Consider the following 13,803-nt stretch of genomic DNA (forward strand, 5'->3'; position numbering starts at 1 on the left):
GTCACTGCTCCTGGGGGTTCTGCGGCGGCTGTGCGGTCGGGGGAAAGTCTGCGGTCTCGGTGGTGCGCACGGCGAGTGCCCGGTCGGGTGCCACGCGTACGACGATGTGACGGCGCCAGTTGACGTCGTCCCGGTCGGGGCGGTCCTCGCGCCAGTGGCAGCCCCGGGTCTCCTCGCGCAGCGCGGCGGCGGCGACCAGGACCCGGGCCACGGTCAGCAGGTTGGTGGCCTCCCAGGTGTCCACGCCGGGCTCGGCGGTCTTGCCGTGCTCCTGCAGGGCGTCCTGGGCGTCGGTGTGCAGGCGGTCCAGCCGGTCGGCGGCCCGGGCGAGGGAGTCGGCGGAGCGCAGCACACCGGCGCCCTCGGACATGATCCGCTGGACGGCGAGCCGGGCCTCGGGGGGCAGCAGGGGGTGCTCGGCGGTCGCCGGGTGCGGGGGCGTGTGCGGCACGCGCGCGAGGAGGGTGCCGTCGGCCCGGCGGGCCGCGATGTCGGCGGCGATCCGCTCGGCGTAGACGAGGCCCTCCAGCAGGGAGTTGGAGGCCAGCCGGTTGGCGCCGTGCACGCCGGTGCAGGCGACCTCCCCGCACGCGTAGAGGCCGGGCACGGTGGTCCGGCCGCGGGCGTCGGTGCGCACGCCCCCGGAGGCGTAGTGGGCGGCCGGGGCGACCGGGATCGGCTCGGTGACCGGGTCGATGCCGTGGGCGCGGCAGGCGGCGAGGATGGTCGGGAAGCGGTGCTCCCACATGTCGGCGCCGAAATGCCGGGCGTCCAGGTACATGTGGTCGGCGCCGTGCTCCCGCATGCGGCGCATGATGCCCTTGGCGACGATGTCGCGGGGGGCCAGCTCGGCGAGTTCGTGCTGCCCCCGCATGAACCGTACGCCGTCGGCGTCCACCAGGTGGGCGCCCTCGCCGCGGACCGCCTCCGAGACCAGCGGCTGCTGGCCCTCGGCGTCCGGGCCGAGGAAGAGCACGGTGGGGTGGAACTGGACGAACTCCAGGTCGCTGACCTCGGCGCCCGCGCGCAGCGCCAGGGCGACGCCGTCGCCGGTGGACACGGACGGGTTCGTCGTCGCCGCGAAGACCTGGCCCATGCCGCCGGTGGCGAGGACGACGGCGGGGGCGTGCACCGCTCCGACGCCGTCGTGCTGGCCCTCGCCCATGACGTGCAGGGTGACGCCCGCGGTGCGGCCCTCGGCGTCCGTGAGCAGGTCCAGGACGAGGGCGTTCTCCACGGTGCGCAGGCCACGCGCGCGGACCGCCTCGACCAGCGCGCGGGAGATCTCCGCGCCGGTGGCGTCGCCCCCGGCGTGCGCGATGCGGCGGCGGTGGTGGCCGCCCTCGCGGGTGAGCTGGATGCCGCCCTGGTCGTCGGTGTCGAACCGGGCGCCGGTGCCGATCAGCCGGCGGACGGCGCCGGGGCCCTCGGTGACCAGCAGCCGGACCGCCTGCTCGTCGCAGAGGCCGACGCCGGCCACCAGGGTGTCGTCCAGGTGCTGTCCGGGGGTGTCGCCCTCGCCGAGGGCGGCGGCGATGCCGCCCTGCGCCCAGCGGGTGGAGCCGTCGTCCAGGCGGGCCTTGGTGACGACGACGGTGCTCAGTCCGGCCGCCTCGCAGCGCAGCGCGGCGGTGAGGCCGGCGACGCCGGAGCCGACGACGACCACGTCCGCGTCGAGGGCCCAGCCGGGCGCGGGGGCGTGCAGTCGTATGCCTGTGCCGGTCACGAGGCGGCTCCGAAGGTGAGGGGGATGTTGTCGATCAGCCGGGTGCCGCCGACCCGCGCGGCGACGGCGAGGACCGCCTCGCCGGTGAAGTCGTCGCCGATGTCGGTGAAGTCGGCGGGGTCGACCAGCGCCAGGTAGTCGAGCCGCAGCGGTGGCTGGAGGCGGGCGGCGTCGTCCAGGACCGCCCGGGCGGCGGCGCGTACCGCGGCCGGGCCGCCGGCCGCCTTGGCGACGGCGTGCGCGTCGGCCGCCGCGCGGGACTCGCCCAGGGCGCTGAGCGCCTCGGCCCGCGCGGGTGTGGCGGGCACCTCACGCGCCCGTGCGCGCAGCGCCTCCTGGGCGGCGTGCCGGTCGCGGCCCGCGAACAGCGCCTGGGACAGCGCGAGGGCGGTACGGCGCTCCTCGGGCGTCAGATAGCGGTTGCGGCTGGAGAGGGCGAGGCCGTCCTCCTCGCGGACGGTGGGCACGCCGACGATCTCCACGCCGAAGTTCAGGTCGCGCACCATGCGGCGGATCAGGGCGAGCTGCTGGGCGTCCTTCTGCCCGTACAGCGCCACGTCCGGGCGGGTGAGGTGGAGCAGCTTGGCGACGACCGTGAGCATGCCGTCGAAGTGGCCGGGGCGGGAGGCGCCCTCCAGGCGTTCGCCCATAGGGCCCGCGGTGATCCGGACCTGGGGTTCGCCGCCGGGGTAGACCTCGTCGACGGACGGGGCGAAGACGACGTCCGCGCCGGACCGCCCGGCGAGCTCGACGTCGGCGTCCAGGGTGCGGGGGTAGCGGTCGAGGTCCTCGCCGGCGCCGAACTGGAGCGGGTTGACGAAGACGGTGACGACCACCTCGCCGTCCGGGCCGGCCAGCGAGCGGGCGGCGCGGATCAGGGTGGCGTGGCCCTCGTGCAGGGCGCCCATGGTCATCACGACGGCCCGGCGGCCGTGCCGCACGCGTGCGTGCAGTTCGTCGGCGGTGCGCAGCAGGGCGGTGGTCATCGGGCGGTCCCTTCGGTCCCGTCGGCGAGGACGCCGAGCAGGTCCTCGGCGAGTTCCGGCTTGAGCAGGCCGTGCGCGAGGGCGCGGTCGGCGGTCGCGCGGGCCATCGCCAGGTACCCGGCGACGGCGCCCGGGGCGTGCGCGCGCAGTTGCTGGACGTGCGCGGAGACCGTACCGGCGTCGCCGCGCGCGACGGGGCCGGTGAGGGCGGCGTCACCGGAGCGCAGCGCGTTGTCGAGGGCGGCGCCGAGCAGTGGGCCGAGCATCCGGTCGGGGGCCGTGACACCGGCGGTGCGCAGCAGGTCCAGGGACTGGGCGACCAGGGTGACCAAATGGTTGGCGCCGAGGGCGAGGGCCGCGTGGTACAGCGGGCGCTTCTCCTCGTCGATCCACTCGGGTTCGCCGCCCATTTCGATGACGAGGGCCTCGGCGGCGAGGCGCAGTTCCTCCGGGGCGGTGACGCCGAAGGAGCAGCCGGCCAGCCGCTGGACGTCGACGGGGGTGCCGGTGAAGGTCATCGCCGGGTGCAGGGCGAGCGGCAGGGCGCCGGCCCGCAGGGCGGGTTCGAGGACCTTCGCGCCGTACCGCCCGGAGGTGTGGACGAGCAACTGGCCCGGCCGGACCGCGCCCGTCTCGGCGAGCCCGGTGACCAGGCCGGGCAGGGCGTCGTCGGGGACCGTCAGCAGCACCAGCTCGGCGTGCCGGAGGACCTCGGCGGGCGGCATCAGCGGGACGTCGGGCAGCAGTGCGGCGGCCCGCCGCCGTGACGCCTCGGAGACGCCGGAGGCGGCCACCGGGCGGTGCCCGGCCAGGCGCAGGGACGCGGCGAGGGCGGGGCCCACGCGGCCGGCGCCGACGACGCCGACGGTGAGCCGCGCGGGGCGGTCCCGGGGATCGGGCGGTGGGGTTGTGTTCACGCGACGGTGGCCTTCCCGTTCCAGTCCGCTCTGGGTACCGGACGATTTCTCGTCATGTTAACGCTATCGGCCCGGGGGCGTTCGGTTGTCCACAGGCTGTGGGTTTCCCGGGCGCGCGGGGGCACGGGTGCGGCGTGCGGGTCCGGTCGGGGGCGTACCGGTCGGGCACCGGTGGCCCGCGGGGCGCCTGCCACGCGTCCACGCGCGCGTGCGGCGGGCGGCGTGCGGCGTGCGGCGTGCGGCGTGCGGCCGGGCCGGACGCGTACCGGGCGGCGGCGCGGTCCCGGGCCGAGCCGCCTCCCACGCGCGTGCCCGGCGGGACCGGGGTGCCCCGGCCGGGCGCCGCACGGCATGATCCGGGGCATGAGCGATACCGAGCGACAGGACGACCGGCGGACGGCACGGGCCACGGGGACCGGGCGGCGGCGCGAGCTGCGGGAGCGGCGCGTGGCCGCCCAGCGCGACGCCCGGCGGGTACTGGCCCGTCCGGGCTTCCAGGGCACCCTGCGCGAGCGCCTGGCCGTGCTGGACGGCGCCGGGGAGCTGTACGACCTGGACGCGCCGGCCGACATGTACGGCGACGGCGTCGTCGAGGAGCTGGAGCGGCGCACCGCCGGCCTGCTCGGCACGGAGGCCGCCGCGTTCTTCCCGACCGGCACGATGGCCCAGCAGGTGGCCCTGCGCTGCTGGGCGGCCCGCACCGGCGGCCCCGTGGTCGCCCTGCACGCGCTCAGCCATCCCCAGGTGCATGAACGGGACGCCCTCAGCCAGGTCAGCGGCCTGCGGCCGGTGGAGCTGACCAGCGCGCCCCGGCAGCCCACCGCCGACGAGGTACGGGACTTCCCGGAGCCGTTCGGGACGCTGATGCTGGAGCTGCCGCTGCGCGACGCCGGTTATCTGCTGCCGACCTGGGAGGAACTGACCGAGGTGGTCGCCGCCGCGCGGGAGCGGGACGCGGTGGTCCACTTCGACGGGGCCCGCCTGTGGGAGTCGACCGCGCACTTCGGCCGCTCCCTGGCGGAGATCGCGGGCCTGGCGGACAGCGTCTACGTGTCGTTCTACAAGTCCCTCGACGGTTTCGGCGGCGCCGCGCTGGCCGGGCCCCGCACCCTGGTCGACGAGGCCAAGACCTGGCGGCACCGCTACGGCGGCATGGTCTTCCAGCAGTTCCCGACGGCCCTGGCGGCACTGGCCGGCCTCGACCGCGAGCTGCCCCGGCTGCCGGAGTACGTGGCCCACGCGCGCGTGGTGGCCGCCGCGCTGCGCGAGGGCCTCACGGCGGCCGGGCTGCCCTGGGCGCGGGTGCACCCCGAGGTGCCGCACACCCACGAGTTCCAGGTCTGGCTGCCGTACGACGCCGACGCCGTCGCCGAGGCGGCGGTCCGGCAGGGCGAGGAGTCGGACACGCTGCTGTTCTCCCGCGCGTGGGACGCCCCGGGGCCCGGGCTCGCCATGACGGAGGTCAGCGTGACGGCGGCGGGCCTGGAGTGGACGGCGGACGACGTCCGCGCGGCGGTCGCGGACTTCGCGGCGCGCTTGAAGGAGACGGCCGGCGGGTGACCCGCCGGTCAGGGGTCAGCCCGTGGAGCGCGGCGTCAGCCCGTGGAGCGCGCCCGGACCGGCGACACCCGGCCCAGGGCGCGCCGCAGGGCATGTCTCAGGGCGTGCCGCAGGCGTCCGCGGGCCGGGCGCCCGGCGATGACCGCGCGGAAGCGGCGTTCGTCGCGCCCGGCGCGCAGCACGCGCAGGTCGTGGGTGCCGGGCGGGGGCGGCGGGGGCGTGCCGAGCTGGTGGGCGCGGTAGGTGTCGAGGAGGTACTGCTGGGTGACGCTCATGGGGATCGGCCTCTCGGGACGGACAGCCCGGGTCGTGGAGGGTGATCGGGGCCCCGGTGTTCCCAGCCTGCCGCGCCCCGGCGACCGCGTCGCGCCGATTGACGGCGGACGTCAATCGGGACGGCGTTGTCAGTGGCGGGGTGCACCATGAGGGCATGAGCGTACGCATCGACATCACGGGGCTGCGGCCGGAGAGGGTCACCGTCGTGCCCTCGCCCCTGGCCGAGCTGTGCATGGCGCTGCACGCGCTGTCCGAGCCGGGCCACCACCCCGGTCTCCAGGGCTGGGTCACCGGCGTCACCGCCCGCCTCGACTCGCACCTGGCCGACCGGATGAGCGAGGCCGACTTCCTGTGGCGGACGACGTTCTCGGACCTGTTCATGCCGTTCGCCGGCGTCCCCGGCCGCACCACGCTGCCCGGCGCCACCCTCGCCGAGGACCTGGACCTGCTGGACAAGCTGTCGGACGAGCAGTTCGTCGACGCGGCCCTGGAGTTCACCTGCGCCCTGGCGTACAGCACACCCGGGTCGTCGGCGCTGACGGACGCCGGGACGCGCCGCCGCGCCCTGGACCTGGCCGCCGCGCGGGGCCCGCGCCAACTGCGGTTCGCCGAGCGGCTGCTGACCGACCCGCCGCGCATCCGCGCCTGGCTGCGCGGGTTCCTGGACGACTGCGACGAGGCGTTCTTCGCGGACGCCTGGTCCCGGCTGCGCCACCAGCTCGCGGCGGACGCCCGGCACAAGACGGAGCTGCTGCGCCGCAAGGGCCTGGCGGAGGCGCTGGCCGCGGTCTCCCCGGCGGTCACGCTGGACGAGGAGGCCGCGCGGATCACGGTCGACAAGCTCGCCGACGGGCGTACGACGACGGGGGACGGCGGCCTGCTGCTCCTGCCGACCAGTTTCGGCTGGCCCCACCTGTCCGTGCTGCACCGGCACGGCTGGCAGCCGGTGCTGCACTACCCGGTGGCCTCTCAGGACCCGGCCGACCCTCCGTCGGTCGAGCAGCTCGCCCTGCGGATGACCGCGCTGTCCCACCCGGTGCGGATGCGGATCTGCCGTTACCTGGGGCGCAGCGCGTACACCACCAGCGAGCTGGCGCAGGCGCACGGCGTGACGCCGCCGGAGATATCCCGGCACCTGGCCGTGCTGAAGAAGGCGGGCCTGCTCATCACCCGCCGCCGCGGGCGGTACGTCCTGCACCAGCTCGACGTGACGGTGGTGGCCCGCCTGGGCAGCGACTTCCTGGAGGGCATCCTCCGGTAGCGGCGCGGCGCCCCGCGCGGGAGCGCCGGTCGGCCGGACCGGGTGTACCGCGGCCCCGCGCGGGAGCGTCGTTCAGTCGAACCGGATGTGCCGCACCCCGACCCCGGCCTGCCGCAGCCGCGTCCGCAGGGGGCCCTCGTGGTTGGGCCGGAGCGTCAGCCCGGCGAGGACGGCGATGCGGTCGGCGGTCCTGGGCACGGTCGTGCAGTCCGTCCACAGGTGCTCGGCGAACTCCGGTTCGCGCAGCCGTGCCAGGCAGTGGTCGAGCCGCTGCTCGGCCCAGCTCTCCCCGCGCGGCCCGGGACGCTTCCCGGCGGCGTACGACAGGAGGTGGTTCAGGCCGCGCTCGCGCAGCCGCCTGCGTACGGTCTCGGCCTCGGCGAGCAGGGTGAAGTGCCGGACGTCATGGCCGAGTTCGCGCAGCCGGCCGACGGTCTCGGCGAAGTACCCGGAGTCGGTGACGGTCATGGGGACGATCACCACGCCGTCGTGCCGGGTGAGGGCCAGGTCGAGGACCTCCACGACGCCCTGCCGCCAGGACACCAGGTCCTGGAAGTCGCCCCGCAGCGCGGGCGGCAGCATCCGGCGCAGGCCGAAGCCGGCGTGCTCGGGGTCGCAGACGACGCTGCCCGGCAGGCGGCGCAGGATCTCGTGTGCGGTCTGTGTCTTGCCGCCCCCGAAGGGGCCGTTGATCCACAGGAGCATGTGCGGACCCTATCGACGCGGCACCGGCCGCGGGGACCGGTCAGCCGTGTCCGCCGCCGGCCCGTACCAGCCCGGTCTCGTAGGCCAGGACGACCACCTGTACGCGGTCCCGGAGGCCCAGTTTGGTCAGGATGCGGCCCACGTGCGTCTTCACGGTCGCCTCCGACAGCACCAGCCGGGCCGCGATCTCGCCGTTGGACAGGCCCTGCGCCACCAGGACCATCACCTCGCGCTCGCGTTCGGTGAGCCGGGCCAGTTCCTGGTGCTGCGGCTGCTGGACGCTGCTCGGCAGCATCGGCGCGAAGCGGTCCAGCAGGCGCCGGGTGGTCGAGGGGGCGACCACCGCGTCGCCGCTGTGCACGGAGCGGATGGCGGTGAGGAGTTCGCCGGGCGGCACGTCCTTGAGCATGAAGCCGGAGGCACCGGCCTTCAGCGCGGAGAACGCGTACTCGTCGAGGTCGAAGGTGGTCAGGATGAGCACCTTGGGGGCGTCCGGGTCCTGGCAGATCCGGCGGGTGGCCTCCACGCCGTCCAGCTTGGGCATCCGGACGTCCATCAGCACGACGTCCACGGCGGTCGAACGCAGCACCTCCAGGGCCTCGACGCCGTCGCCCGCCTCCGCGACGACCTCCATGTCCGACTGGGCCGCGAGCACCATCCGGAACCCGGTGCGCAGCAGCACCTGGTCGTCGACGAGCATGACGCGGATCGTCATCGTGTTTCTTCCGTTCTCGGGGTGGTCACTGGCGGGCTTGTTACAGGTGTCAACGCCGGGCACGCGTGTGTGCCGGTGTGTCAGTGCGCGGGTTTGAGCGGGAGCAGGGCACTGATGCGGAATCCTCCGCCGGGGCGCGGGCCCGCGTCCAGCGTGCCGCCGACCATGCCGACCCGTTCCCGCATGCCGATCAGTCCGTGGCCGCGGCCGTCGAAGCCGCCCTCCTCGTACAGCTCGTGCGGGGCGCCCTTGCCGTCGTCCTCGACCAGCAGGCCGAGCCCGTCGTCGAAGTAGACCAGGCGGACGCTGGCGCCCGCGTCGGGCCCGGCGTGCTTGCGGGTGTTGGTCAGCGCCTCCTGCACGATCCGGTACGCGGTCAGCTCGACGCCGCTGGGCAGCGGGCGGGGCGTGCCCTCCACCTTGAAGTCGACGGGCAGCCCGGAGCCCCGGCACTGCTCGACCAGGTCCTCTATCTGCTGGACGTCGGGCTGCGGCACGTACTCGCCGGCCTCCTGGTGCTCGCCGGTGCGCAGCACGCCGAGCAGGCGGCGCATCTCGGCGAGGGCCTGGCGGCCGGTGGAGGAGATGGTCTCCAGGGCCTTCTTGGCCTGGTCGGGCGCGGCGTCCAGGACGTAGGCGGCGCCGTCGGCCTGCACCACCATCACGGAGACGTTGTGCGCGACCACGTCGTGCAGCTCGCGCGCGATCCGGGCGCGTTCGGCGGCGACCGCGACCTTGGCCTGCGCCTCGCGCTCCTTCTCCAGCCGGGCGGCGCGCTCCTCCAGTTGCGCGAAGTACGCGCGGCGAGTGCGGATGGAGTCGCCGAGCACCCAGGCCAGCGCGAACGGCACCGCCTGGAAGACGGTCAGCGCCACATTGCCCGCGACGCCCGTCTCGCCGCTGGGCCAGCGCAACTGCGCCAGCGGCGCCGCGCACAGCCCCGCGCTCAGCGCCAGCCGGGACGCCCAGCGGGCGCCGGTCGCGGCCACCGTGTAGACGATCACCAGCATGGCGAAGTCGGCGGGCATGGTGGACACGTCCAGCGCCAACTGCGCCACGCCGACGACACCCGCGAGGACGAGCATCCGCTCCGGCACGCGTCGGCGCAGCGCGATCACCAGGCACAGCAGGACGGCGACCGGGATGATCAGGAAAGGGGCGTCCGTGCCGGTGTTCGCCTGACTCGCGCCCGCGGACACCAGGGTGAGCCCGAGCAGGACGAGGGCCCAGAAGCTGTCGACCCCGGTCGGGTGCCTGCGGATGAAGTCATAGAGGCGCTGCACGTAACCCAGCGTAGGGAAGCCGGATAGGTGCAGGGGTCAACCGGAGGGTCGATCCCCAGTGGGCGCGCGTACTCCGCAAGGTGGAGGTCTCGCGCACCCGTGCGCTGAGGCTGCCCTAGCCTGAGCCGGTGAAAGCTGGGACCAGAGGGGCGAAAGACGACGCAGGGGGCTGGCGGGGCTGGGCCGAGGCGGCGCGGGACGCGCTGTACGGGCCCGGTGGCTTCTACCGGGGACCCGCCGGTCCGGCCGCGCACTTCCGTACGTCCGTGCACGCGTCGCCGCTGTTCGCCGAGGCGGTGGCGAGGCTGCTGTGCCGGGTCGACGAGGCGCTGGGCCGGCCCGCGGAGCTGGACTTCGTGGACATGGCGGCCGGGCGCGGCGAACTGGTCACCGGGGTGCTCGCCGCGCTGCCCGCCGGAGTGCGCGCCCGCGTGCGGGGGTACGCCGTCGAGCTCGCCGACCGTCCCGAGGGCCTCGATCCGACGGTGCTGTGGCGTGCCGAGCCGCCGCGCGGGATCACGGGGCTGCTGTTCGCCAACGAGTGGCTGGACAACGTCCCCCTGGAGGTCGCCGAGGTGGACGCCGCGGGCGTGCCCCGGCGGGTGCTCGTGCGGGACGACGGCGCCGAGCGGCTCGGGGAGCCGGTGGAGGGGGCGGAGGCCGCGTGGCTGGCCCGGTGGTGGCCGCTGCCGCCGGAGCCGGGGCTGCGGGCCGAGATCGGGCTCCCCCGCGACCTGGCCTGGGCCGCCGCCGTGACGACGCTGGACCGCGGCCTCGCCGTCGCCGTCGACTACGCCCACACCCGCGCCGCCCGCCCGCCGTTCGGCACCCTGACGGGCTTCCGGGACGGCCGGGAGACCCCGCCCGTCCCCGACGGCACCTGCGACATCACGGCCCACGTGGCCCTGGACGCGTGCGCGGAGGCGGGGGCGGGGGCGGCGGCCGACGCCGGCGCAGCCGCCGACGCAGGGACCGGCGTGAGCGCGGGCGTGCGCGCCCCGAACAGCGCCCTCTCGCGCCCCCGTACGCTCCCCCAGCGCGACGCGCTCCGCGCCCTGGGCGTCACCGGCGCCCGTCCCCCGCTGGCCCTCGCCTCCACCGACCCCGCCGCCTACGTACGGGCCCTCGCGCGTGCCGGTGAGGCCGCCGAGCTGACCGCGCCGGGCGGGCTCGGCGGCTTCCGGTGGCTGGTGCAGCCCGTCGGGGTCGGCGGGCTATTTGTCGATGTCCCCGACCACGAAGAACATTGACCCGAGGATCGCCACCATGTCCGCGACCAGCGTCCCGGGCAGCAGTTCGGTGAGCGCCTGGATGTTGTTGTACGAGGCCGACCGCAGCTTGAGCCGGTACGGCGTCTTCTCGCCCTTGCTGACCAGGTAGTAGCCGTTGATGCCGAGCGGGTTCTCGGTCCACGCGTAGGTGTGCCCCTCGGGCGCCTTGAGCACCTTGGGCAGCCGCTGGTTGATCGGCCCGGGCGGCAGCTCGGCGATCCGGTCCAGGCACGCCTCCGCGAGGTCGAGCGCGTTGTGCGTCTGCGCCAGCAGGCACTCGAACCGGGCGAGGCAGTCGCCCTCGTCGCGGGTGACGACCTCCAGCACGTCCTGGAGATCGCCGTACGCCAGGTACGGCTCGTCGCGGCGCAGATCGAAGTCGACGCCCGAGGCACGCGCGATCGGGCCGCTGACCCCGTACGCGTGCACGGCCTCGGGGCTGAGCACGCCCACGCCCCGGGTGCGCCCGCGGAAGATCTCGTTGCCGAGCACCAGGTCGTCGAAGACGTCCATGCGGGACCGTACGGCGCAGACGGCGGCACGCGCGCGTGCGGTCCAGCCCGCCGGCAGATCCTCCTTGAGGCCGCCCACGCGGTTGAACATGTAGTGCATCCGCCCGCCGGAGACCTCCTCCATGACGTTCTGGAGCACCTCGCGCTCCCGGAACGCGTAGAAGACCGGGGTGATGCCGCCCAGCTCCAGCGGATACGAACCGAGGAACATCAGGTGGTTGAGCACCCGGTTCAGCTCGGCGAGCAGCGTGCGCGTCCACACCGCCCGCTCGGGCACCTCCATGCCGAGCATCCGCTCGACCGCCAGGACGACGCCCAGCTCGTTGGAGAACGCCGACAGCCAGTCGTGGCGGTTGGCGAGCACGATGATCTGGCGGTAGTCGCGCGCCTCGAACAGCTTCTCCGCGCCGCGGTGCATATAGCCGATCACGGGCTCCGCGCGGGTGATGCGCTCGCCGTCCAGCAGCAGCCTCAGCCGCAGGACGCCGTGCGTGGAGGGGTGCTGCGGCCCGATGTTGAGCACCATGTCGGTGCTCTCCGCGGCGCCGCCGATGCCGACCATGGTCTCCGTCGTAGGAGTCATGGACCCAGTCTCCCCTACGTACGCTGGCCTCATGGATACGGGGAGCCCGCCGGGCACGGGCAGGGGTACGAGTACGGGTACGGACGAAGGCACAGGCACAGACACAGGTACGGATAGGGCGGCGGCCACGGGGGACGGCCCGGCCTGGACCGGGCTGCCGCGGGGGCTGCTGCGGATGCGGCGGCTGCTGCTGGTGGTGTGGCTGGGGCTGCTGACGCTCGCCGCAGGGCTGCTGCCGGGGGTGTTCGCCAGCCCGGCGTGGGCGGCCTTCGCGCTGCTGCCCCTGGCGGCGCTGGCCTGGGGCTGGGTGCTGCTGGAGCGCAACTGGCGCTCCTGGCGGTACGCCGAGCGCGCCGACGATCTGCTGATCAGCCGGGGCGTGCTGTGGCGTGAGGAGACGGTCGTGCCGTACGGGCGGATGCAACTGGTCGAGGTGACGTCCGGGCCGGTCGAGCGGCACTTCGGGCTGGCCAGCGTGCAGTTGCACACGGCCGCCGCCGCGACCGACGCGACGATCCCGGGCCTCGACCCGGCCGAGGCGGAACGGCTGCGCGACCGGCTCACCGAGCTGGGCGAGGCAAGGTCGGCGGGCCTGTGACCGTGACCGGCTCCGAGAACGACGCCGACGGCCCGAACGGCACCGCCGCCCCCGCGGAAGCCGCCCCCGCGGAAGCCGCCCCCGACACCGCCCCGGGCGCCGCACGCGGCGTGATCGAGCGGCGGCTGCACCCCGTCACGCCCCTCAGGCGCGCCTGGGCGCCGGTCGCGGTGCTGGTCGGCTGGGCGGTGCACGACCCCGACCAGGCGCAGCGCCAGCTCACCCGGCTGACCACCACGGGCCTGCTGATCGGCATCGCCGTCCTCATCCCGGCCGCCGCCCTGTACGGCTTCCTGACCTGGTGGTTCACCCACTTCGCGGTGACCGACACGGAACTGCGCATCCGTACCGGACTGCTGTTCCGGCGCACCGCGCACATCCGGCTGGAACGGGTGCAGGCCATCGACGTCACCCAGCCGCTGCTGGCCCGGGTCGCGGGCGTGGCCAAGCTCAGGCTCGACGTCATAGGCACCGGCAAGAAGGACGAACTGGCGTTCCTGGGCGCGGACGAGGCACGCGCGCTGCGCGCCGAGCTGCTCGCGCGGGCGGCCGGTTTCGCGCCCGAGACCGCCCACGAGGTCGGCGAGGCACCGTCGACCCGGCTGCTGAACGTGCCGCCCGGCGTCATCGCCGTCTCGCTGCTGCTGACCGGCGCGACCTGGGGCACGCTGGCCGCCGCCGTCGTCGTACCGGTGCTGCTGTGGCTGGCCACCCACAGCCTGTGGACGGTCCTCGCCACCGCCGTACCGCTGGCCGGCGCGGCGGGGGCGCACACGGTGGGCCGGTTCGTGACGGAGTACGACTGGACGGTGGCCGAGTCGCCGGACGGGCTGCGGGTCGACCGGGGGCTGCTGGACCGCACCCACGAGACGGTGCCGCCGGGCCGGGTGCAGACCGTCCGGATCGTCCAGCCGCTGCTGTGGCGGCGGCGCGACTGGGTGCGGGTCGAGCTGGACGTGGCCGGGTCGTCGAACTCCGCGCTGCTGCCCGTCGCCCCGCGCGGGATCGCCGAGTCCCTCGTCGCGCGCGTGCTGCCCGGCGTGAGCGTGCCGCCGCCCGCGGCGCTGTCCCGCCCGCCGCGCCGGTCCTGGCGGTGCGCGCCGCTGCGGTGGCGCGGTTACGGGCTCGCCGTCACCGACGCGGTGTTCGCCGCGCGGTACGGGCTGCTGCGGCGCTCCCTGGCGCTGGTGCCGCACGCCAAGGTGCAGAGCGTCCGGCTCACTCAAGGGCCGTGGCAGCGGCTGGCGCGGGTCGCCGACGTCCGGGTGGACACCGGCGCCGGCAAGACGGTCGCCGCGAAGCTGCGCGACGCCGGGGAGGCGGCGGAGCTGCTGCGGGCCCAGGCGGAGCGCTCCCGCACCGGGCGGCGCGACGCGCGGCCGGACCGGTGGATGACCGGGGACTGAGCCG

General features: G+C 75.3%; 13 protein-coding genes. 5 read left to right on the forward strand and 8 right to left on the reverse strand.

What is annotated here, in order from left to right:
• Position 1: 1 nt before the first annotated feature.
• Genes IE316_RS04390 through IE316_RS04400 form a run of 3 tightly spaced genes read right to left on the reverse strand, consistent with a single transcriptional unit; the run spans position 2 to position 3,629 of the window.
• Complete coding sequence (locus IE316_RS04390) at positions 2-1,726, reverse strand: L-aspartate oxidase (protein ID WP_190202789.1); 1,725 nt, start codon at positions 1,724-1,726, stop codon at positions 2-4.
• On the reverse strand, positions 1,723-2,712 hold the full coding sequence (panC, locus tag IE316_RS04395) for a pantoate--beta-alanine ligase (RefSeq protein WP_190202790.1): 990 nt from the start codon (positions 2,710-2,712) through the stop codon (positions 1,723-1,725). Before panC ends, IE316_RS04390 begins: the two co-directional genes overlap by 4 nt.
• Complete coding sequence (locus tag IE316_RS04400; protein ID WP_190202791.1) at positions 2,709-3,629, reverse strand: Rossmann-like and DUF2520 domain-containing protein; 921 nt, start codon at positions 3,627-3,629, stop codon at positions 2,709-2,711. Before IE316_RS04400 ends, panC begins: the two co-directional genes overlap by 4 nt.
• A gap of 363 nt (positions 3,630-3,992) precedes the next feature.
• Between IE316_RS04400 and IE316_RS04405 the strand changes: the two genes are divergently transcribed.
• On the forward strand, positions 3,993-5,189 hold the full coding sequence (locus tag IE316_RS04405; RefSeq protein ID WP_229910189.1) for a threonine aldolase family protein: 1,197 nt from the start codon (positions 3,993-3,995) through the stop codon (positions 5,187-5,189).
• Between the two features lie 35 nt (positions 5,190-5,224).
• Here IE316_RS04405 and IE316_RS04410 read toward each other — a convergent pair whose 3' ends face one another.
• A complete protein-coding gene (locus IE316_RS04410; RefSeq protein ID WP_190202793.1) occupies positions 5,225-5,464 on the reverse strand; it encodes a hypothetical protein in 240 nt (79 codons plus the stop codon).
• A 155-nt stretch (positions 5,465-5,619) separates the two neighbouring features.
• On the opposite strand from IE316_RS04410, the gene IE316_RS04415 reads away from it, so the two are divergent.
• The gene (locus IE316_RS04415) at positions 5,620-6,726 is read left to right on the forward strand and encodes a DUF5937 family protein (RefSeq protein ID WP_190202794.1); all 1,107 of its coding nucleotides are present in this window, start codon (positions 5,620-5,622) and stop codon (positions 6,724-6,726) included.
• A gap of 72 nt (positions 6,727-6,798) precedes the next feature.
• Here the strand turns inward: IE316_RS04415 and IE316_RS04420 are convergent, their stop codons facing one another.
• The 3 genes from IE316_RS04420 to IE316_RS04430 form a co-directional block, all read right to left on the reverse strand.
• Positions 6,799-7,431, reverse strand: a complete 633-nt coding sequence (locus tag IE316_RS04420; protein WP_190202795.1) for an AAA family ATPase — start codon at positions 7,429-7,431, stop codon at positions 6,799-6,801.
• Positions 7,432-7,471: 40 nt separating this feature from the next.
• Complete coding sequence (locus IE316_RS04425; protein ID WP_190202796.1) at positions 7,472-8,146, reverse strand: response regulator transcription factor; 675 nt, start codon at positions 8,144-8,146, stop codon at positions 7,472-7,474.
• A gap of 80 nt (positions 8,147-8,226) precedes the next feature.
• Positions 8,227-9,429 (reverse strand): sensor histidine kinase, encoded by a 1,203-nt coding sequence (locus tag IE316_RS04430; protein WP_190202797.1) that lies wholly within the window; start codon positions 9,427-9,429, stop codon positions 8,227-8,229.
• 128 nt (positions 9,430-9,557) lie between these two features.
• Here IE316_RS04430 and IE316_RS04435 point away from each other — a divergent pair, with 128 nt between their 5' ends.
• The gene (locus IE316_RS04435; RefSeq protein WP_190202798.1) at positions 9,558-10,679 is read left to right on the forward strand and encodes an SAM-dependent methyltransferase; all 1,122 of its coding nucleotides are present in this window, start codon (positions 9,558-9,560) and stop codon (positions 10,677-10,679) included.
• Here IE316_RS04435 and IE316_RS04440 read toward each other — a convergent pair.
• On the reverse strand, positions 10,644-11,795 hold the full coding sequence (locus IE316_RS04440) for an NADH-quinone oxidoreductase subunit D (protein WP_190202799.1): 1,152 nt from the start codon (positions 11,793-11,795) through the stop codon (positions 10,644-10,646). The genes IE316_RS04435 and IE316_RS04440 overlap by 36 nt on opposite strands.
• 31 nt (positions 11,796-11,826) lie before the next feature.
• Here IE316_RS04440 and IE316_RS35290 point away from each other — a divergent pair, with 31 nt between their 5' ends.
• Both IE316_RS35290 and IE316_RS04450 read left to right on the forward strand, forming a co-directional pair.
• The gene (locus tag IE316_RS35290) at positions 11,827-12,393 is read left to right on the forward strand and encodes a PH domain-containing protein (RefSeq protein WP_373311068.1); all 567 of its coding nucleotides are present in this window, start codon (positions 11,827-11,829) and stop codon (positions 12,391-12,393) included.
• Positions 12,394-12,503: 110 nt separating this feature from the next.
• Entirely contained in the window at positions 12,504-13,799 is a 1,296-nt protein-coding gene (locus IE316_RS04450) for a PH domain-containing protein (RefSeq protein ID WP_190203268.1), read from the forward strand.
• Positions 13,800-13,803: the final 4 nt, after the last annotated feature.

Origin of the sequence: Streptomyces fumanus (assembly GCF_014655295.1) — a bacterium.
Taxonomy (GTDB): domain Bacteria; phylum Actinomycetota; class Actinomycetes; order Streptomycetales; family Streptomycetaceae; genus Streptomyces; species Streptomyces fumanus.

Excerpts from the sequence above, each read along its gene's own strand:
- panC (WP_190202790.1), bottom strand. The coding sequence starts at position 2,712 with ATGACCACCGCCCTGCTGCGCACCGCCGACGAACTGCACGCACGCGTG.
- IE316_RS04405 (WP_229910189.1), top strand. The coding sequence starts at position 3,993 with ATGAGCGATACCGAGCGACAGGACGACCGGCGGACGGCACGGGCCACG.
- IE316_RS04410 (WP_190202793.1), bottom strand. The coding sequence starts at position 5,464 with ATGAGCGTCACCCAGCAGTACCTCCTCGACACCTACCGCGCCCACCAG.
- IE316_RS04415 (WP_190202794.1), top strand. The coding sequence starts at position 5,620 with ATGAGCGTACGCATCGACATCACGGGGCTGCGGCCGGAGAGGGTCACC.
- IE316_RS04420 (WP_190202795.1), bottom strand. The coding sequence starts at position 7,431 with ATGCTCCTGTGGATCAACGGCCCCTTCGGGGGCGGCAAGACACAGACC.
- IE316_RS04425 (WP_190202796.1), bottom strand. The coding sequence starts at position 8,146 with ATGACGATCCGCGTCATGCTCGTCGACGACCAGGTGCTGCTGCGCACC.
- IE316_RS04440 (WP_190202799.1), bottom strand. The coding sequence starts at position 11,795 with ATGACTCCTACGACGGAGACCATGGTCGGCATCGGCGGCGCCGCGGAG.
- IE316_RS35290 (WP_373311068.1), top strand. The coding sequence starts at position 11,827 with ATGGATACGGGGAGCCCGCCGGGCACGGGCAGGGGTACGAGTACGGGT.